This is a genomic window from Flavobacterium glycogeni (assembly GCF_048286775.1).
GTDB lineage: Bacteria > Bacteroidota > Bacteroidia > Flavobacteriales > Flavobacteriaceae > Flavobacterium.
Genome location: NZ_JBLVPV010000007.1, coordinates 146377 through 166098 on the forward strand (window position 1 = coordinate 146377; position 19722 = coordinate 166098).

Sequence of the window (19722 nt, forward strand, 5' to 3'; positions counted from 1 at the left end):
TTTTTATAAAAAAAGCAACATTCTGTTAAGAGTGTTGCTTTTTTGTTTAAATTCGTTTTGTTACAGTATTAATTTTAACCAAAAAACCAAACCAAAATTATGAATACAATTATGATTTATTTGCCTATTGCCATGGCATTTATTGGACTGGCATTTATGTTTGCCAAGAGAAAATGGGTTTTAAAACAAGATGCCGGAGACGGCAAAATGAAAGAGATTTCAGATTACATCTACGAAGGGGCTTTGGCTTTCCTAAAAGCAGAATATAGGTTGTTAACTTTCTTTGTAATAGGAGCAAGTGCTGTTTTAGCCGGAATTTCATTTATCGTTCCTACCACACATATATTAATAGTTGTTGCTTTTGTTTTCGGAGCTTTTTTCTCGGCTTTAGCAGGGAATATGGGAATGAAAATCGCAACAAAAACAAATGTTAGAACCACGCAGGCTGCACGTACCAGTTTGCCACAAGCACTAAAAGTTTCTTTTGGTGGTGGAACTGTAATGGGATTAGGAGTTGCGGGTTTAGCAGTTTTAGGGTTGACCACTTTCTTTATTTTTTTCTTCCACTTTTTTATGAATGGAGTTTGGACTTCTACTGAAGACATGACCATTGTATTGGAAACATTAGCCGGTTTCTCTCTTGGAGCAGAATCTATCGCTTTGTTTGCCAGAGTTGGTGGTGGAATTTATACAAAAGCGGCCGATGTTGGAGCTGATTTAGTAGGAAAAGTAGAAGCTGGAATCCCAGAAGATGATCCTCGTAATCCGGCTACAATTGCAGATAACGTAGGTGATAACGTGGGAGATGTTGCCGGAATGGGTGCCGATTTATTTGGTTCTTATGTAGCGACTGTTTTAGCGGCTATGGTCCTGGGTAATTATGTAATCAAAGACATGGGCGGAAATATTCAAGATGCTTTTGGTGGAATTGGACCAATATTATTACCGATGGCAATCGCCGGTTTTGGAATTTTATTTTCAATTATCGGAACTATGGTTGTGAAAATTACTGATGATAATGCAAAAGAAGCGCAAGTGCAAAGAGCTTTAAATATGGGTAACTGGCTTTCAATAGGATTAACCCTAATTGCATGTTATTTTTTAGTTGATTATATGCTACCAGAAACGATGAAAATGGATTTCTTTGGAGAAGGGACTAAAGAAATTTCATCCATGCGTGTTTTCTGTGCTACAATTGTAGGTCTAGCAGTAGGTGGAATCATTTCGTCAGTAACTGAATATTATACGGGATTGGGTACAAAACCCGTTATGGCTATTGTACAAAAATCAGCAACTGGAGCCGGGACAAACGTAATCGCTGGATTGGCTACAGGAATGATTTCTACGTTTCCAACCGTACTTTTATTTGCAGCAGCAATCTGGGGTTCTTATGCTTTAGCGGGATTTTATGGTGTGGCTTTGGCTGCTTCAGCGATGATGGCAACAACGGCAATGCAATTAGCAATCGATGCTTTCGGACCCATATCTGATAACGCTGGTGGAATTGCTGAAATGAGCGAATTACCAAAAGAAGTACGCACCAGAACTGATATTTTGGATTCTGTAGGAAATACAACCGCTGCAACTGGAAAAGGATTTGCGATTGCTTCGGCGGCATTAACTTCACTGGCTTTATTTGCGGCATATGTAACGTTTACAGGAATTGACGGAATCAATATTTTCAAAGCGCCTGTTTTAGCAATGTTATTTGTGGGCGGAATGATACCGGTAGTTTTCTCTGCTTTGGCCATGAATTCTGTCGGAAAAGCTGCAATGGATATGGTGTATGAAGTACGTCGTCAGTTCAGGGAAATTCCTGGGATTATGGAAGGAACCGGAAAACCGGAATATGCTAAATGTGTTGACATTTCTACCAAAGCTGCTTTGCGCGAAATGATGTTGCCGGGAATTTTGACTATCGGTTTTCCAATTGCCATTGTTTTATTAGGGAAGTTGGTTTATTCAGATAACAACCAATTAATTGCAGAAATGCTAGGAGGTTATATGGCTGGAGTTACTGTTTCTGGTGTGCTTTGGGCTGTTTTTCAAAACAATGCAGGAGGTGCTTGGGACAATGCTAAGAAATCTTTTGAAGCAGGAGTTCTGATTAATGGTGAAATGACGTATAAAGGTTCTGATGCTCATAAAGCGGCGGTCACTGGAGATACAGTTGGTGATCCGTTCAAAGATACTTCTGGACCATCGATGAATATTTTAATAAAATTGACCTGTTTGATAGGTCTTGTAATTGCCCCAATTTTAGGAAATGGAAGTCATACTATTTCGGATAAAGCACCTTTTCGAGCAGCAACTGAAATGGTTTCTAAAGAAATTTCTATCGAAAAAACGAATGTTGATGGAAAAGTAAAAGCTACCGTTAAAACAAGTATTAACGGGAAAGTTACTATTCAAAATTTTGAAGGAACTGACAAAGAGGTTCAAAGTAAGATTGATTCTTTGAAGTAAAATATATTTGTTGCTAAATAAAAATGCCTCGCAATTGCGAGGCATTTTTAATTGAGATTATAAAATTATTGTTCTAATGCATATTCTTTGATTAAAGTTGAAGCTGGAATATGTAGTGTTTCTGTTAAAACTCTAATTTGTTTAATAGTTAAAGCTCTTTTGCGTTTAAAAATTTCAGTTACTCTAGAACGACTATTTAAAATGACTCCTAAATCAGCATCTGTAAGTCCGTTTTGTTCCATCATGAACTTAATCGCTTCAATTGGGTCTGGCTCAGGAATAGGATAATGTGTTTGTTCATATTTTTCTACAAGAGTGACTAGGATATCTAATTCATCAGCTTCTTTTGTATTTGGTTTAGCATCAAAAAGAATGTTTATTCTTTCTAAAGCTAAATCGTAATCTTTTTCTGTTTTTATAGGGTTTATTTCCATTTTTTATAAGTTTTTAATGTCTTTCAAATTGTCATATTCTGGATGAGTTCCAATAAATAAAATATACACAATTTGGGTTACATAATTAATTTTTACGATTAATCGATAATGGTTCCCACAAATATTAAATACGACTTTATTATTTCCAATAAAATCAGCTGAACCAAAAATAGATTTTATGGCATTCGAATTCTCAAATGCCTTTTTATCAAACACCTGATACCAAGACAATAATTGCTGTTTTGAGTTTGGATATTGCTCCCAGAAATTTTGTAACGTTCTTTTAGCGATTATTCTCATACGTTATTTTGAACACCAAAGATAATTAAAAATTCCCTATTTGGGAAAAATAATTATATGTTTTAATTTATACTTATTGAGTTGTGAAAAGGTATTTCACTTCATTTGTTGTGCTGCGACAAATTTTAATTATAGAAATGATGGTTTTTGATAAAAATGCTATTGGTGGTGCTTATAATTTGGAGAAAGCAATTTCTTTGATAAAGCAGATGTAGATTTTTGGAAATCTTTATAACAAAAAATGCCTCGCAATTGTGAGGCATTTTTGTTTGTAAAATGGAATAATTTTCTAGAATAACCCGTTCAATTCTGCGTCGATACGGTTAAAAATAGTTCCTAAATCTTCAGGGTTGTCAACAAAGTTGATATTGTCGACATCAATAATCATTAGTTTTCCTTTGTCGTAGGTTTGAATCCAACCTTCATAGCGTTCGTTCAAACGACTCAAATAATCAATAGATATTGAGTTTTCGTATTCACGACCACGTTTGTGTATTTGTCCGACTAAATTAGGGATAGAACTTCTTAAATAAATCAATAAATCAGGTGCTTTAACCGTAGATTCCATTAATTCAAAAAGAGAGGAATAATTCTGGAAATCACGATTGGTCATCAAACCCATCGCGTAAAGGTTAGGCGCGAAAATATGAGCATCTTCATAAATAGTTCGGTCTTGTACGATTTTTTTACCACTTTCACGAATTTGTATCACCTGACGGAAACGACTATTCAAGAAATATATTTGTAAATTAAAAGACCAACGTTCCATTTGATGATAAAAATCATCCAAGTATGGATTGTCAACTACGTCTTCAAAATGCGGTTCCCATTTGAAATGTTTCGCTAATAGACGTGTTAAAGTTGTTTTTCCGGAACCTATATTTCCTGCTATTGCTATGTGCATTACGGTATTGTGATTTTATAATTTGTAATTCCTGCTGATGTAAAAATAGATAAAATTTGGTCCTTGTAATAGAATTTTTTAAACGTTTTTTCTGAAATTTCAATTTCAGTTTTTTTACCTTTTTCTAAATCCTGCAAAATCAAAACAGAGTCCTTGGAATAAATAAACTGACTCTCATTAATAATTGCAATCGAATCAAAATCAGGAATTATTCCCTTACTTATTATTTTTCCAAAAATGTCACATACGTACCAGTTGTTTTTATTGTCAACCCAATGAAAGACATTGAAATCTGAAGAATAATTCTTGATGCTTTCTGTGAAAGGAACGGAAATGGTCTTGTACTCCTTGTTTAAATAATCATAAAGTCCCAGTTGCTGATTCATGCTGTTGTAAATCCAAAACTGATTTTGAGAAGCGATCCCAATTGCAATTGCTACAATAGGAATTTCACGCTCTGAAAAATTGATTTTTTGGGTTTCATTCAATTGATTGTCCAATACAATAACAGTGTTGAAATTTTCGTAAAATAAGACGATTTTAAGTGGGTTTTGCAAGTCAACTTTGGTGATTTTACCCAAAGAAATATTTTTATATTCTAAAGTATCTCGCGTATTAATTTTAGAAAAAACATTGTTTTTAATAGTGTAATAAAAACCAAATGAATCGTATCCTAAAAACGCATCTCCATCAAAACGAATGGAATCAATTTTAAGGGAAGTTAGTTTTTGGTTCTGACTTGATATAACTGAGAACGAGGCGATAAACAGTAATAGCACTAATTTCTTCATGAAAGCGAAATTACAATTAAACCTTTTGTAATTAGGAATGTCTTATTATTATTTTAACAGAATACTAGTAACAAAAACAGTATTTTTCAGTCTCATTTATTAAAATCCAAAAGTATGTATAAAGTAATTTTCACATTAGTAGTAACAGTCGCATCATTTATGGGACTTCACGCTCAGGAATTTCAAGGAATGGCAGTTTACGAATCGAAAACGAGCACCTCCGATTTTAAAACGCGAATGGAAGGCAATAAGGACATGACTCCGGATATGCAAAAAATGATTGAGGAAAGAATGAAGAAAATGTTCGAAAAAACATTCATCCTTAATTTTGATAAATCGGCATCAATATACAAAGAAGAAGAAAAGCTGGATACTCCAGGCCAAGGTGGTGGCGGAATGAGAATGATGATGTCTATGACCGGCGGCGGCGGAACGTATTATAAAAATGTAAAAGACAAATCGTATACCGTTGATAAAGAGTTCATGGGGAAAGAGTTTCTTGTAAAAGATTCGTTGCCTAATTTGCAATGGAAAATGGAAAGTGAAACCCGAGTTATTGGTGGTTATAATTGTTTCAAAGCAACTGCCGTGCGCCCTGCAAGCAAAACAGATTTTAGAAATTTCAGACCAAAAAAAGAAGATGCCGCAACAACAAAACCAGCGGATGCAGCTAAGAAAACAAATCTTATGGATGAGTTGGATATGCCTAAAGAAACTATAATTACAGCTTGGTATACTCCGGAAATTCCAGTGAATCAAGGACCGGAAAACTACTGGGGATTGCCGGGTTTAATATTGGAAGTAAATGACGGTAAAACGGTTACTTTATGTTCGAAAGTGGTTCTGAATCCTAAAGTTAAAACCGAAATAAAAGCGGCAACTAAAGGAAAAGTAACGACTCAAAAAGAATTTGACGAAATTGTATTGAAAAAAATGGAAGAGTTCAGAGAAATGAACCATGGGCGTGGAGGTAATGGCGGAATGCACATGAGAATAGGAGGGTAAAGATATATTATAATTAACCTTTAAAATTAATAATTAAAGATTTATCAATTATTCCTAAATGAAAAATACAATACTAGTTGCCCTGTTTTTTATTGCCTCAATTTCCTTTGCACAATCCGTTAAATTAGAAGGGTTAATTACCGATTCAAAAACTGTTGGGCTTGAAATGGCCAATGTTATGGCGGTTAATAAAGCCACAAAAGCGATGGATTCTTACGCCATAACAAATGACAAAGGGAAGTTTGTTCTTAATCTAAAACCAAATACTGCGTATAGCTTAAAAATCAGTTATTTGGGAATGCAGAATAAAGAGCTGGAAATCACCACAACTTCAGAAAACAGCATTAAAAATATTGTGCTTGAAGAAGGCGGAATTGAATTGGATGGTGTTGAAATTGTTCGTGAAATGCCGGTTTCGATAAAAGGAGATACCATTGTTTATAATGCCGATTCTTTCAAATCCGGAACAGAACGAAAACTGGAAGACTTATTGAAAAAACTGCCTGGTGTTGAGGTAAACGCTGATGGTGAAGTGGAAGTTGAAGGAAAAAAAGTTTCCAAATTAATGGTGGAAGGCAAAGACTTTTTTGATGGTGATACTAAGCTAGGAGTAAAAAATATTCCTGCTGATGCCATTGATAAAATCCAAGTGTTGCGAAACTATAGCGAAATTGGTGCGCTAAAAGGCGTGGAGAATAATCAGGATAATATTGCGATGAATATCAAACTAAAGTCAGGAAAGAAAAATTTCTGGTTTGGAGATATGACGGCAGGAATTGGAGTAGCACATGAGGAAAGTCGCTATTTGATAAACCCAAAATTGTTTTATTATAATCCAAAATACAGCATTAACTTAATTACGAATTTTAATAATATTGGGGAATTGCCTTTGACGGTTCAGGATTATTTTAAATTCACGGGCGGTTTTAGAGGCATGATGCAAAAAGGTGGTTCCAGTTTTAATGTGTCTTCGAATGATTTGGGTATTTCACTTTTAAGAAATAACCAAGCAAAGGAAATTGAGACTAAATTTGGAGCTACAAATTTTTCGTACAATGTAAATAAAGCGTGGACTTTAAGTGGTTTTGGAATTCTTTCTTCTTCTGAAACTGATTTAGAAACAAAGTCACAAACGAATATTTTACAGCCTAATTCTTCTGAAATTCTTTCTACAGAGAATCGTCAGGAAACCGCAAATCAAAAAAGTAATTTAGGATTATTCAAATTGAGTTCCAGCTATAAACCAACTACGAAGTTTCAATTTGATTATGACATACTGGCTAAATTGTCCAAACAGGATGAAAACAATTCGTTATTGAGAGAATCTATTGTCAGCAATAATGCTACAACTGAAAACATCAATACATTAAAAAAACAAGATCCAATTTCAGTAAATCAAAACCTGAGTTTGTATTACACGCAAAGCGATAAAAATATTTTTGCTTTCGAAATGCAACATTTGTATCAAGAGGAAGATCCTTTTTATAATGCTAATTTACAGTCGCAACCTTTTAATTTAGCCGATTATATTTCTGGTCAAAATAGAAATAACATCAACCAAAGTCGTTTTGTAAAAACCAATAAGATTGATGCTAAATTGGATTATTATTACATGGTTACCCCAAAAAGTAACATCAATGTTACGTTAGGAAATACGTATTCCCATCAAAATTTCAATTCCAGTATTTTTCAGATTTTGGATAACGAAACAGTCAACAATTTAGATGATGTTGCGAATACAAATGATGTGAATTACAACTTCAACGATACGTTTTTGGGATTGCATTATAAGATTTTGAGTGGGAAATTCACTTTTACTCCTGGAGTAAGTCTGCATTCCTATACTATGACAAATGAGCAATTAGGAACCAATAATGGTCAAAATTTCTTCAGAGCATTGCCGGATTTCTTAGCGATTTATCAAATTAAAAAGTCGGAAACATTAACCTATAATTTTTCGTACACCAATAATTTCACCGATATTAACCAACTAGCCGAAGGATTTATTTTCTCAAATTACAACAGTTTGACAAAAGGAAACCGACTTTTAGAAAACGCTACCGCACAAGTACATTCGTTGCGTTACTTTAAATACAACATGTTTAATTTTGAAAATATCACCGCTTTTGTCAATTATTCCAGAAGAGTCGATGCGATAAAAACCCGAGCCGTATTCAACGGTGTAAATCAAACGTCATCTCCTTTTAATTCTGATTTTGCCGATGAAACTTTGTCCGGAAATGGTTCTTACGGGCGTTCTTTTTTGAAGAATTACAAAGCCTCTCTGGGAGCCAATTTAAATTGGTCAAAATTCAACAACATTCAGAATAATGTGTTCTCAACAAACGAGAGTTTTATCCAAAGTTATACTTTGAAAGCGTCTACGAATTACAAGAACATGCCCAATCTGGAGTTGGGGTATAATATTGTAACCAACGATTATAACAATGCTACTTTTTACACGGAAAAGCCTTTTGCAAGACTGGATTATTTCTTCTTGAAAAGCTTCTCATTTGTAACGGAGTATGAATTTTATCATTATTATAACAACACCAAAACAGTCAATAATGAATATGATTTCTTGAGTGCCAGTTTGATTTATCAAAAGAAAGGCAGCAAGTTAGAATATAAAGTTAGTGGGACTAATTTATTGAACACTACCTCATTAAATGATGATAATTTCACTCAGTTTGCAACCAGAACCTCTCAATATACCGTTCAGCCACGGTATGTAATTTTTTCTTTAAAGTATAATTTGTAGTAAATTTGCCAGAAGATAAAAGGCCTTTGAAGTTTATTCTTCAAAGGCCTTTTTTTAGTTTTTAATTCCCAATAGTACTTTGATTTGGAACTGATCTACCGTTTTTTTATTTCCTTTTCTTTTTCCACCTACGTTCATGTAGTATATTAAAATCGTGTATTTAGGAGTTTCAATTTTTTGTGTAATCTTTTGTTTCCAATTTTCATTATAATCAAAATCTGGGGTTTGATTCACAAAATCAACAATCTTCAACGGAACAATGTCCTGATTGATTTGTAAGTCTACGCCGTATTCTTTTTTAGTAGAAATAATAGAATAAGACTTATTGTCGATGATAATACAATCGTTACATTCTAAATCTTCAGTATTCAAGATAGAAAAAGACATGTCATAACCTTGAATGTTTTCTATCTTTTGATTGTCGTTTTCGTAAAAATTATAGAAATACTCGTTATTGTTGTTTATTTTTTGGTCGTATTGAGCGCGATAATCGAGTCCTAATGCCTTCATGATTTGGGAGGAATTTGGATTTTTGTCCTTTTTAATCAGGGCAGTTAGTTTGTCTTTTGCAAATGGAAGAAGCACTTCTGAGCCATAGTTTTCTTCTAAAAAATCCACGATACTGCTTAAATCTTGTTCTTGTTCGAAAGTAAGTTTTTCCTTTTCTATTTTTTGCAAATAGGACTCAAATCTGGAAAGCTGACTGTTTTTAGATATTGTATCAGCACTTTGTGGCCCAAGAATGGTAAGCAAAGCTGTTATGCACATTGTGATAGGAATGAACTTTATTTTAGGTTCTTTTTTGATTATAAAATAGGCTACTACAATCGTTAACCAAATTGATAATGCCAATACATAATAGCGTTCATGTGTGAATCCGTAGAGATGGATTCTATATAAAATAGCCCAAAACAACAATGCCAATAACGGGACTAATAAATAAAAAAACCAACGGTTAAAGGTTCGCATCCAAAGATTTCCAGTTTCTTCGGCAATAGGATGTACGAGTAAAAAAGAGAGTATTCCAAAGATGGCAAAAACTAAAACGAGATTAGAAACCCAGCCCACGGGTAGAGAAAGTGTGACTAAGATTTTAGTTTCATAACAAATCAAAATCACCAGGTAAATGCTGATTAATGGAAGCAATACATATTGAGTGAAATTTTTAAGCCCTTTAGGATACTTTAAAATAAGTGGAGTCGATTCATTGTTGGTTTCAGGAACGCCGGATAAAAAGAAAAGGGTATTAAATATTCCTGCGATGATGAAAAATAAGTGAAGATATATTTTATCGTAAAAATCTATATTGAATAAATGATGTACCGCTAAAATAGCCAAGGATAATCCGGAATACAGCACAACGCTATACAAACCAGCGGTTAAAATACGCAGGAAAATTTGTTTGTTGAATTCCCAAAATTCCTCTTGGTCATAGGCTTTTGGTAAAAAACCAGCAAACGAAACCAGTAGATGGAATGCAATATCGAGAACCAAAAATTGTAATGCTTCTACCTCCGTTATTTTTTCCGAAAAGCTAAATATAAAAGAAGTTACTAATCCGCCAAGTAGTAAACTCGTTAAAAATCGAATCCAACTGTTTTTCTGAGTCGCGGAGAAATATAAACTAACGGAAAGAAATAAAACCAAACACAGCGAGCAACACATGATGCTTTTAGTATAAAAATTCTCCATTGTATCATTTCTTTCCTCTGAGAGTGAAATTGCGAATGCGGTCGCTAAAATCGTCAGTATGGTTTCTAGAGGGAATCTGAAAATGGTTTTTTGTGAAGCTAGCAATACGCTTTGGAAAGAAGGGAATTTAGCCATAATTTTGGTAAGTTATTTTTTACTAAGTAAGGAAAAATACCGCACATAGCCAAACAAAAACCCCGAAGTCTGCAGTAGCAGAATTCGGGGTTTGATATGTAATCAGATTTAAATTTCTATGGTTCTAAAACCAAAATTACAATCCAAATGCTGTTTTAACTTGGTCAACGAAATCTAATTTTTCCCAAGTAAACAATTCAACAGTAACTGTTTTTTCGTTTCCACCTGGAGCAGAAAAAGTTTTAGTAACTGTTTCTGGAGTACGACCCATGTGCCCGTAAGCAGCAGTTTCGCTATAGATTGGGTTTCTTAATTTCAAACGTTGCTCAATAAAGTAAGGACGCATATCAAAAATAGCTTCTACTTTTTTTGCAATTTCACCATTGGTCAAATTCACTTTTGAAGTTCCGTACGTATCGATAAAAATACCCATTGGTTTAGCAACTCCAATTGCATATGAAACCTGTACTAAAATCTCGTCAGCAACACCCGCTGCAACTAAGTTTTTAGCGATATGACGGGTTGCATAAGCGGCACTTCTGTCTACTTTACTTGGATCTTTTCCAGAGAATGCACCACCACCGTGAGCCCCTTTTCCACCGTAGGTATCCACAATGATTTTTCTTCCTGTCAATCCGGTATCTCCGTGAGGTCCTCCAATTACGAATTTCCCGGTTGGGTTAATATGGTATTGGATTGCATCGTTGAATAAATGAGCATGCGTTGGATTTTTTGCAATAATCCTTGGAATCAATATTTCGATGATGTCTTTTTTGATTTTTGCAAGCATTGTTGCTTCTTCGTCAAAATCATCATGTTGTGTCGAGATTACAATAGCATCAATACGAGTTGGCTTATTGTCATCACTATATTCTAAAGTCACTTGAGATTTAGCATCAGGACGCAAATACGTAATTTCGTTATTTTCACGTCTTAAAACAGCTAATTCCTGCAATAATTTATGAGATAAATCAAGTGCCAATGGCATGTAATTTTCTGTTTCATTAGTAGCGTAACCAAACATCATTCCTTGGTCACCGGCACCTTGTTCTTCTGGATTTGCTCTGTCAACTCCTTGATTAATATCAGCAGATTGTTCGTGAATAGCAGAAAGAATTCCACAAGAATTGGCTTCAAACATGTACTCGCTTTTTGTGTAACCAATTTTTCTGATTACATCACGAGCGATTTGTTGCACGTCTAAATATGTATTTGATTTTACTTCACCAGCCAAAATTACCTGACCAGTAGTTACTAAAGTTTCGCAAGCTACTTTTGAGTCAGCATCAAATGCCAAAAAATTATCAATTAATGCATCCGAAATTTGATCTGCAATTTTGTCTGGATGTCCTTCGCTTACAGATTCTGACGTAAATAAATAGGCCATAATAATTATTATTTTAAAATTAAGCGAGAAAAAATAATTGCTGAAAAGGACTAAAGAAGAGTTTCTGCTTTAGCATTTTTTCTACTGAAAAATTTTCAGTATTCATAATGAATTGATTTCATTATGAAGAGGTTGCAATCAGTTCAAATTTTTCCTCTTGTATTCGGGTGCAAATGTATGAAACCATTTTGAATTGCAAATTAATCTTAACTTTTTTTTGTTGATAAATCTTTTCATCTGCTTATATAAATATAAAAGAGAATGTTGGGTTCGTTTTTCTTTGTATTTTTTTTTGAAACTTATTTGGAAAATTCAGAAATAGTTAGCATATTTGTTACAACAAAAAAAGAAAGATGAAATTTAATGTGTGTAATATGTCAAAAGCCATTCAGGAAAAGTCCTGTGGGTTGTCTATTGCTTAAATTTAAATTAAAATTTATATAGCAAAAGCCTCCCAAGAAAATGGGAGGCTTTTTTTTTGAAATCTATTTAGCTTAAAACAAAACAATATTAATTACAGAATGAATAACCTGAAAATCCAGAATACAAATAATTTTAAAGTCAAAAATATGATTTGTGCCAATGCCATTATGTGCATTCGTGTCTGTTGATTCCAAAAGTATAAGTTTATAACACAACTTAAAACCCCTTTTGGATACGTATCTAAAAGGGGTTTTTTCATTAAAATTAGTTTGCAAGTATAAGAAGATTTCAGAATTCAAAAACAATTTAAAACAAAACTAACATCGTAAATTCAAATAGTATGAGCACATTAAAGTATTTCCCAAAGACATTGCGGCTACTAAAAGGCTTTAGTTTCAGAACCAAAGCAGAAAAGGAAAGCGATTCAAAAAACGAATTGACACATCCAAGATTTGAAATATCAAAAAATGACCCTTTGGCACAAAAAATAGTGCCGAGTTCATTACTATTTCAAATGTATTCAAAAGAAAATGAAGAACTTTTTATTTAAAAAGGGGATCGTTATTTTAGCTTTTGAATCTTCGATAGTAAATCTCAAATTATGATTTCGACGAAAGATAAAACCATAGTCTTGTGTTTTCTCTTTCGTCGGGATAATGATTATGCGTGCGATTTTTCAAGTCAATTTGCAATAAATCAATTAGAACCAATTTGATAAAAATTTGGTTGTTTAAAAAAATAGTAGTTAATTTGTGCCTTTAAGTTCAAAAACGTATTGAAATGTTATAAAGAAAGGCAGAGGGATTAGACCCGATGAAGCCTTAGCAACCCTTCGATTTATCGAAGAAGGTGCTGCATTCTACCTTTATTCTGTCCCGAAGCCTCGGGATATTTCAGAATCTAAAGGAAAGATAACACAAAGAATTCTTCTAGTTCACTTCTAGCTTTCTTTCTAATATTTCCAGACACAAATCAAAAATCATAAAAGATTTGAAATTGGAAAATAAACCAACATCTATTACATTACAAAATTTCACCACCGAAAGTGGGGCTTTTTATGCTACCTTAAACTTAAGTTTTCAAGTTTTTGGACCAGTTTTACATACAGCTCCAATCGTTTTGGTAAATCATGCCTTGACTGGAAATTCCCAAGTTGTGGGAGATAAAGGTTGGTGGAATGATTTAATTGGAGCGCACAAAACCATCGATACCAATAAATATACAATACTGGCTTTTAATGTTCCGGGAAATGGTTTTGATGATGCTATCATTGAAAATTATTCGGATTTTAATACCAGAGACATTGCCAAAATTTTTATCGAAGGCATTCATTTCCTTAAAATAGAGCGACTTTATGCTATTATTGGTGGCTCTGTTGGCGGAGGAATTGCTTGGGAACTGGTGGCTTTAGAACCAAAAATCACGCAACATTTAATTCCTATTGCAACCGATTGGAAATCGACGGATTGGTTAATTGCCAATTGCTTTTTACAGGAACAAATTCTGAAAAACTCGTCAAAACCTATTGAAGATGCTCGAATTCATGCCATGCTTTGTTACCGGACTCCAGAATCTTTTGCTGCAAAATTTCAGAGAACCACCAATGAGGAATTAGCTATTTTCAATGTAGAAAGCTGGTTGTGGCATCATGGTGAAAAGCTTCAAAAACGCTTTCAAATTTCGTCTTACAAAATGATGAATCAATTGTTGAAGACGATAGATATTACCAGAAACAGTGATTCATTTGAAGAAATAACGTCAAAAATCGAAGCTGATATTCATATTATAGGTATCAATTCAGATTTGTTTTTTACTGCAAATGAAAATAAAGCAACTTACGAGGAATTAAAAAAATATAAAAATAATGTCACCTATCAGGAAATTGTTTCCATTCACGGACACGATGCTTTTTTGATAGAATACAAACAATTAGACAATTTGCTTGCAGCTATTTTTTAGAGGCAACACAACACAACACACAAAATGAAAATATTAAAATTTGGAGGTAAATCTTTATCGAATGGCGACGGAATAAATAAGGTAGTTGCGATTATTACAGATAAAGTAAATCAAGGAGAAGAAATTGCAATTGTGGTTTCAGCAAGAGGAAATGCTACAGATGAGTTGGAAGAAATTTTAAGTATTGCTTCTAAAAATGGAGATTACAAACCTTTATTTGAGGATTTCAAAAAATACCAACAAGACGATTATCAAGAGGTAGATTTGTCTGAGGAATTCAATGTTTTGGAAAAATTATTCGAAGGCGTAAGTTTAATTGGCGATTACAGCAATAAAATTAAAGACCAAATTTTATCAAAAGGAGAATTGCTTTCTGCAAAATTACTGACAGCTATTCTGATTGGAAATGGAATAAATGCCCGTTTTGCAGATACTCGAGAGTTGATAAAAACGGATTCTAAATTTGGTGATGCACAACCTTTGGAACAAATTTCGAAGAAAAATGTAATCAATTATTTCAAACAAAATAACGGAACAACCGTGAACATTGTTACTGGTTTTATTGGTTCTAATAACAATAATGACACCACCACTTTAGGAAGAAATGGCAGTAATTACACCGCTTCTTTGATTGCGAATTACTTAAATGCGGACGAATTACAGAATTATACACACGTAGACGGAATTTATACGGCGAATCCGGATTTAGTGCTTGATGCTAAAAAAATTGACCATTTGACTTTTAATGAGGCGAATGAGTTGGCTAATTTTGGTGCGACAATTCTTCATGCAAAAACCATTATTCCTTTGTTGGAAAAAAACATTCCACTTCGTATTTTGAACACATTCAACCACGAAAATAAAGGAACATTAATCACATCCAATTCTAACAAAGAAGGAATTAAAACACTTTCGGTACTTGAAAATGTTTCGTTAGTGAATCTGGAAGGAAGAGGATTGCTGGGGAAAACTGGAGTTGATGCCCGTATTTTTAGAGTGATGGGAGACAACGATATTAGCGTAAGCATCATTTCTCAAGGCTCTTCAGAAAGAGGGATTGGTTTGGTAGTTGCTGCTGATAAAGCGACTAAAGCAATGATTGAATTAGAGAAAGAATTCGAAAATGATTTCTATTCAAAAGATGTGAATAAAATCACGGTAACGGATAATGTTTCGGTAATTTCTATCATTGGCCAGGATTTGAGTACGTTTCACAAGCCTTATACGGCGTTGATAAAAAATAAAATTGTCCCGATTCTTTTCAATAATACGGTTACGGGCAAAAACGTGAGTTTGGTTGTGAAAAAATCGCAACTGAACAAAGCCTTAAACGTGATTCACGGAGAGATTTTTGGAGTTTCAAAGAAAATCAACATCGCTATTTTCGGACATGGATTAGTGGGCGGAACGTTGATTAACCAAATATTGGAATCAGCCGCAACTATCGAGAAAAGAAAAGATATCAAACTGAATGTTTTTGCTATTGCGAATTCAAGTAATGTACTTTTAAATAAAAACGGCGTTACTCCAAATTGGAAAAATGAAATTCAAAACAATGGCTTTTCTTATACTATCGATGATGTAATTGCTTACGCAAATGAGCATCATTTGGAGAATTTGATTGCGATTGATAATACGGCAAGTGCGACATTTGTTGAAAATTATATTCCTCTGGCAGAAAGCAGTTTCGATTTGATTTCTTCTAATAAAGTTGCCAATACGTTGAGTTATAGTTTTTATAAAAAACTGCGAAAAGTATTGGCGGATAATCAAAAGAGTTATCTTTATGAAACCAATGTTGGAGCTGGATTACCGTTGATTGATACGATTAAATTATTGCACCTTTCAGGAGAAAATATCACGAAGATTAAAGGCGTTTTCTCTGGAACATTGAGTTATTTGTTCAATAATTTTTCTGCAAAAGACGCTTCGTTCAGCGAAATATTGAAGGAAGCAATTGATAATGGATATACCGAGCCAGATCCAAGAGAAGATTTGTGTGGGAATGATGTTGGTCGAAAATTATTGATTTTGGCAAGAGAATTAGACTTGCAAAATGAGTTTGAAGAAGTTGATATTCAAAATTTAATCCCAGAACATTTACGGGAAGGTGATGTTTCTGATTTTCTAAATAAACTGACGGAGTTTGATCCAATCTATGCTAAAATAAAAGCGGAACAAAAACCAAATCACGTGTTGCGATATATAGGTGAATTGTCAGGCGATTTGCAAAATGATAAAGGAAATCTGGAAGTAAAACTAGTTTCTGTACCATCAGATACGGCTTTAGGTGGATTGAAAGGTTCTGATTCTTTCTTCGAAATTTACACAGAATCGTATGGCGACAGACCAATTGTTATTCAAGGCGCAGGCGCAGGATCAGCAGTAACGGCGAGAGGTGTTTTTGGAGATATTTTGAGATTGTCGGATAAAGGGTAATGATTTAAGATTTTTAGAAGTATTAAAAAAGCAATGTTTTATGAAGCATGATTTAAAAGTAAAAAGTAATGAAATATTTCAATCAAGAAACAGAAAGAGTTTTATTTAGAAAAGTGACCATGTCTGATGTGGAAATTTGGAGTAAATTTTTTATAAATAATGAGATGCTCAAGTTTGTGGGAATTGATATGTTAAAAGAGCCAGAAGTTCTAGCAACAGAATGGATTTCGAGACAATTAGAACGTTACGAATCACATGGATTAGGACATCTTGCTGTTGTCGAAAAGCAAACAGGGAATCTCATAGGAATGAGCGGGATAATACCTCGAGAAGTTGATGGTAAAAATGAAATGGAAATAGCCTATTCATTAAAACAAGAGTTTTGGGGTAAAGGTTATGCCACTGAAATTGCAACACATTTAAAGAAATTCGGACTTGAAAACGGCATTTCAAATCGGTTTGTTTCCATCATTGCAAAAGAGAATACAGCCTCTATAAACGTAGCAAAGAAAAATGACATGACCATTTTGTATGAAACAAATTATTTAGGAATGGATGTTTTTGTACTTGGGGTTGAGCAAGAATAGGAACGATATAAAACAAATAAACTCAATGAAAATAACATTAGAAAGAGTAAACGACAACTTCCATTTTGAATTAAAAAATGAACGTGGTCACTTAGTAAATGTAGATAGCCGACCAGAATTTGGCGGAGATGATAAGGGCGCAAGTCCAATGGAATTGGTATTAATGGGTGTTGCGGGTTGCAGCGCGATTGATATGATTTCGATTTTGAAAAAACAACGTCAGGAAATCACTTCTTTCAAAGCTGAGGTAGAAGGGGAACGCATACAAGTAGGAGAAGCGAAACCATTCAAGGATATTACAGTAGTGTTCTTTTTAGAAGGGCCTATCAATGAAGAAAAAGCTGCCAGAGCGGCACAACTTTCTTTCGAAAAATACTGTTCGGTTTCTAAAACATTGGAACCAACAGCAACCATACATTACAAGGTAGTTTTGAACGGAGTTGAATTGGCGTAAGTAATCAATTTCAACAACTTCTAACTTCTAATTTCTAACTTCTAACTTTAAAAAATGAACGAACAAGAATTTGGTTTTGAAACCGAAGCCATCCGTACCCAATTAGAAAGAACGCAATATTTAGAGCATTCAGTGCCTTTGTACTTAACGTCAAGTTTTGTGTTTGAAGATGCCGAAGACATGCGCGCTTCCTTTGCCGAGGAGAAAGATAGAAATATTTATAGCAGATACAGCAACCCAAACACGAACGAATTTGTTGATAAAGTGTGCAAAATGGAAGGTGCGGCAGCTGGTTTTGCCTTCGCTTCAGGAATGGCAGCAGTGTATTCAACCTTGACAGCTTTATTGAAATCTGGAGATCATATTGTTTCTTCTAGTAGTGTTTTTGGAGCGACACATTCTTTATTTATCAATTATTTTCCAAAATGGAATATTGAAACCTCCTATTTTGATATTAATAAGCCGGAAACAATTGAAAGTTTCATCACACCAAATACAAAGATTCTTTTTGCGGAATCACCTACCAATCCTGCTGTTGATATTATCGATTTAGAACTGTTAGGAGCTATTGCCAAAAAACATAATTTGATTTTGGTAATTGACAACTGTTTTGCAACACCTTATCTGCAACAACCGATAAAATGGGGTGCGCATTTAGTGGTACATTCCGCTACAAAGTTAATGGACGGTCAAGGCAGAGTTTTGGGAGGAATAACAGTTGGTGATGCTGAATTGATACAAAAAATCTATTTATTTTCTCGACTTACAGGGCCTTCTTTATCGCCATTTAACGCTTGGGTGTTATCAAAAAGTTTAGAAACTTTAGCGATTCGTTTAGACAGACATTGTGAAAATGCCTTGAAAGTAGCGGAGTTTCTGGAAAGCCATCCTCAGGTTAATAAAGTGAAGTATCCTTTTTTGAAATCGCATCCGCAATACGAAATTGCTCAAAAGCAAATGAAGTTGGGTGGAAACATTGTAGCTTTTGAAATAAAAGGCGGTCTTGAAGCCGGAAGAAACTTTTTGGATAAATTAAAACTATGCTCTTTATCACCAAATTTGGGAGATACCAGAACAATTGTTACACATCCGGCATCAACAACACATAGCAAATTATCTGTTGAAGAACGTTTGGCAGTCAGTATTACTGATGGTTTAGTACGTGTTTCAGTAGGATTGGAAACAGTGAAAGATGTAATTGCTGATTTAGAGCAAGCGCTTTCCTAAGGATTTTAGTCCCGAAGCTTCGGGAGTAGATTAACGATTTTTGATCCAATCGAATGCGAACTGACGAAGTATTTCAGATTTGTTGTACCTTCAAAAATCGTTAATCTCTATTAACTGTTGTTATTTGTTTAGAAATGAAACCAAGATTAATCATTTTATCGGATTTGTGGGGTAAAGAAAATTCGGACTGGATTTCAGGGTATGTTGAATTATTGAATGATAAGTTTGATATTGAGTTTTACGATTGTTGTGAATTAGGAAATATTGACAAAACTAATTATAACGAAAAAAATGGCCACAGTCAGTTTGTTAATGGAGGAATTGAAAAGGCAGTTGAGAATCTTTTGAAAATTGAAAAGTATCAAATAGATGTTTTAGCTTTTAGTATTGGCGGAACAATTGCATGGAAAGCAGCGTTGAAAGGATTGAATGTTAGAAAATTATTCGCCGTTTCATCAACAAGATTGCGATATGAAAATGAAATTCCCAATGGAGTAATAAAACTCTATTATGGAGGAACTGACAGCAATAAACCAAATGACGATTTGTTAAAAAAATGGTCTGTAGAATTTGAAATTTTAAAAAATAGGGATCACAGTTTTTATACAGAAAAGGATTTTATTGCATCTATTTGTGGTGAAATTTTAAAATATTTTCATACAATTTGCTGATAAAGGGATAAAGTTTGTAGTTTCGTAGAGATAATTAAAAAACGATTTAATCAATTTTTTGATAAATCTAAAATCGTTAATCATAAT

Annotated in this window: 16 protein-coding genes and 1 riboswitch; of the genes, 10 read left to right on the forward strand and 6 right to left on the reverse strand. The window is 34.0% G+C overall.

What is annotated here, in order from left to right; all coding sequences use genetic code 11:
- Positions 1 to 99 precede the first annotated feature (99 nt).
- Complete coding sequence (locus tag ACNQGX_RS08045) at positions 100 to 2466, forward strand: sodium-translocating pyrophosphatase (RefSeq protein ID WP_417975395.1); 2367 nt, start codon at positions 100 to 102, stop codon at positions 2464 to 2466.
- 65 nt (positions 2467 to 2531) lie between these two features.
- Here the strand turns inward: ACNQGX_RS08045 and ACNQGX_RS08050 are convergent, their stop codons facing one another.
- From ACNQGX_RS08050 to ACNQGX_RS08065, 4 genes are all read right to left on the reverse strand, one after another.
- Positions 2532 to 2900: a helix-turn-helix domain-containing protein gene (locus ACNQGX_RS08050; protein WP_417975396.1), complete on the reverse strand. Its 369-nt coding sequence runs from the start codon at positions 2898 to 2900 to the stop codon at positions 2532 to 2534.
- A gap of 3 nt (positions 2901 to 2903) precedes the next feature.
- Entirely contained in the window at positions 2904 to 3200 is a 297-nt protein-coding gene (locus tag ACNQGX_RS08055; protein ID WP_417975397.1) for a type II toxin-antitoxin system HigB family toxin, read from the reverse strand.
- A 289-nt stretch (positions 3201 to 3489) separates the two neighbouring features.
- Positions 3490 to 4104: a deoxynucleoside kinase gene (locus tag ACNQGX_RS08060; RefSeq protein ID WP_131915468.1), complete on the reverse strand. Its 615-nt coding sequence runs from the start codon at positions 4102 to 4104 to the stop codon at positions 3490 to 3492.
- A complete protein-coding gene (locus tag ACNQGX_RS08065) occupies positions 4104 to 4895 on the reverse strand; it encodes a hypothetical protein (protein ID WP_417975398.1) in 792 nt (263 codons plus the stop codon). Before ACNQGX_RS08065 ends, ACNQGX_RS08060 begins: the two co-directional genes overlap by 1 nt.
- 114 nt (positions 4896 to 5009) lie before the next feature.
- Between ACNQGX_RS08065 and ACNQGX_RS08070 the strand changes: the two genes are divergently transcribed.
- Together ACNQGX_RS08070 and ACNQGX_RS08075 are read left to right on the forward strand one after the other, a co-directional pair.
- A complete protein-coding gene (locus tag ACNQGX_RS08070; protein WP_417975399.1) occupies positions 5010 to 5900 on the forward strand; it encodes a GLPGLI family protein in 891 nt (296 codons plus the stop codon).
- A 58-nt stretch (positions 5901 to 5958) separates the two neighbouring features.
- Complete coding sequence (locus tag ACNQGX_RS08075) at positions 5959 to 8661, forward strand: carboxypeptidase-like regulatory domain-containing protein (protein WP_417975400.1); 2703 nt, start codon at positions 5959 to 5961, stop codon at positions 8659 to 8661.
- Positions 8662 to 8715: 54 nt separating this feature from the next.
- Here the strand turns inward: ACNQGX_RS08075 and ACNQGX_RS08080 are convergent, their stop codons facing one another.
- Both ACNQGX_RS08080 and metK read right to left on the reverse strand, forming a co-directional pair.
- Entirely contained in the window at positions 8716 to 10488 is a 1773-nt protein-coding gene (locus ACNQGX_RS08080; protein ID WP_417975401.1) for a DUF4153 domain-containing protein, read from the reverse strand.
- Between the two features lie 136 nt (positions 10489 to 10624).
- Positions 10625 to 11875 carry a methionine adenosyltransferase gene (metK, locus tag ACNQGX_RS08085; RefSeq protein ID WP_417975402.1) on the reverse strand — a complete coding sequence of 417 codons (1251 nt, stop codon included), beginning with the start codon at positions 11873 to 11875 and terminating at the stop codon, positions 10625 to 10627.
- A 763-nt stretch (positions 11876 to 12638) separates the two neighbouring features.
- Here metK and ACNQGX_RS08090 point away from each other — a divergent pair.
- The 7 genes from ACNQGX_RS08090 to ACNQGX_RS08120 all read left to right on the forward strand — a co-directional run bounded on the left by ACNQGX_RS08090 (position 12639) and on the right by ACNQGX_RS08120 (position 19635).
- A complete protein-coding gene (locus ACNQGX_RS08090) occupies positions 12639 to 12848 on the forward strand; it encodes a hypothetical protein (RefSeq protein ID WP_417975403.1) in 210 nt (69 codons plus the stop codon).
- Between the two features lie 230 nt (positions 12849 to 13078).
- A riboswitch (SAM riboswitch) is annotated at positions 13079 to 13216 on the forward strand.
- A gap of 78 nt (positions 13217 to 13294) precedes the next feature.
- A complete protein-coding gene (locus tag ACNQGX_RS08095) occupies positions 13295 to 14257 on the forward strand; it encodes an alpha/beta fold hydrolase (RefSeq protein WP_417975404.1) in 963 nt (320 codons plus the stop codon).
- 24 nt (positions 14258 to 14281) lie between these two features.
- Positions 14282 to 16696 carry a bifunctional aspartate kinase/homoserine dehydrogenase I gene (thrA, locus tag ACNQGX_RS08100; protein WP_417975405.1) on the forward strand — a complete coding sequence of 805 codons (2415 nt, stop codon included), beginning with the start codon at positions 14282 to 14284 and terminating at the stop codon, positions 16694 to 16696.
- A 68-nt stretch (positions 16697 to 16764) separates the two neighbouring features.
- Positions 16765 to 17283: a GNAT family N-acetyltransferase gene (locus ACNQGX_RS08105; RefSeq protein WP_417975406.1), complete on the forward strand. Its 519-nt coding sequence runs from the start codon at positions 16765 to 16767 to the stop codon at positions 17281 to 17283.
- 25 nt (positions 17284 to 17308) lie between these two features.
- Positions 17309 to 17737: an OsmC family protein gene (locus ACNQGX_RS08110; RefSeq protein ID WP_417975407.1), complete on the forward strand. Its 429-nt coding sequence runs from the start codon at positions 17309 to 17311 to the stop codon at positions 17735 to 17737.
- 54 nt (positions 17738 to 17791) lie between these two features.
- Positions 17792 to 18964 carry a trans-sulfuration enzyme family protein gene (locus tag ACNQGX_RS08115; RefSeq protein WP_417975408.1) on the forward strand — a complete coding sequence of 391 codons (1173 nt, stop codon included), beginning with the start codon at positions 17792 to 17794 and terminating at the stop codon, positions 18962 to 18964.
- Positions 18965 to 19098: 134 nt separating this feature from the next.
- Positions 19099 to 19635, forward strand: coding sequence for an alpha/beta hydrolase (locus ACNQGX_RS08120; RefSeq protein ID WP_417975409.1), 537 nt, complete (start codon positions 19099 to 19101; stop codon positions 19633 to 19635).
- Positions 19636 to 19722 lie beyond the last annotated feature (87 nt).

What these genes read in the sequence shown, in the direction of transcription:
- ACNQGX_RS08045 (WP_417975395.1), top strand. Translation starts at nt 100, where the DNA reads ATGAATACAATTATGATTTATTTGCCTATTGCCATGGCATTTATTGGA.
- ACNQGX_RS08050 (WP_417975396.1), bottom strand. Translation starts at nt 2,900, where the DNA reads ATGGAAATAAACCCTATAAAAACAGAAAAAGATTACGATTTAGCTTTA.
- ACNQGX_RS08055 (WP_417975397.1), bottom strand. Translation starts at nt 3,200, where the DNA reads ATGAGAATAATCGCTAAAAGAACGTTACAAAATTTCTGGGAGCAATAT.
- ACNQGX_RS08060 (WP_131915468.1), bottom strand. Translation starts at nt 4,104, where the DNA reads ATGCACATAGCAATAGCAGGAAATATAGGTTCCGGAAAAACAACTTTA.
- ACNQGX_RS08065 (WP_417975398.1), bottom strand. Translation starts at nt 4,895, where the DNA reads ATGAAGAAATTAGTGCTATTACTGTTTATCGCCTCGTTCTCAGTTATA.
- ACNQGX_RS08070 (WP_417975399.1), top strand. Translation starts at nt 5,010, where the DNA reads ATGTATAAAGTAATTTTCACATTAGTAGTAACAGTCGCATCATTTATG.
- ACNQGX_RS08075 (WP_417975400.1), top strand. Translation starts at nt 5,959, where the DNA reads ATGAAAAATACAATACTAGTTGCCCTGTTTTTTATTGCCTCAATTTCC.
- ACNQGX_RS08080 (WP_417975401.1), bottom strand. Translation starts at nt 10,488, where the DNA reads ATGGCTAAATTCCCTTCTTTCCAAAGCGTATTGCTAGCTTCACAAAAA.
- metK (WP_417975402.1), bottom strand. Translation starts at nt 11,875, where the DNA reads ATGGCCTATTTATTTACGTCAGAATCTGTAAGCGAAGGACATCCAGAC.
- ACNQGX_RS08090 (WP_417975403.1), top strand. Translation starts at nt 12,639, where the DNA reads ATGAGCACATTAAAGTATTTCCCAAAGACATTGCGGCTACTAAAAGGC.
- thrA (WP_417975405.1), top strand. Translation starts at nt 14,282, where the DNA reads ATGAAAATATTAAAATTTGGAGGTAAATCTTTATCGAATGGCGACGGA.
- ACNQGX_RS08105 (WP_417975406.1), top strand. Translation starts at nt 16,765, where the DNA reads ATGAAATATTTCAATCAAGAAACAGAAAGAGTTTTATTTAGAAAAGTG.
- ACNQGX_RS08110 (WP_417975407.1), top strand. Translation starts at nt 17,309, where the DNA reads ATGAAAATAACATTAGAAAGAGTAAACGACAACTTCCATTTTGAATTA.
- ACNQGX_RS08115 (WP_417975408.1), top strand. Translation starts at nt 17,792, where the DNA reads ATGAACGAACAAGAATTTGGTTTTGAAACCGAAGCCATCCGTACCCAA.
- ACNQGX_RS08120 (WP_417975409.1), top strand. Translation starts at nt 19,099, where the DNA reads ATGAAACCAAGATTAATCATTTTATCGGATTTGTGGGGTAAAGAAAAT.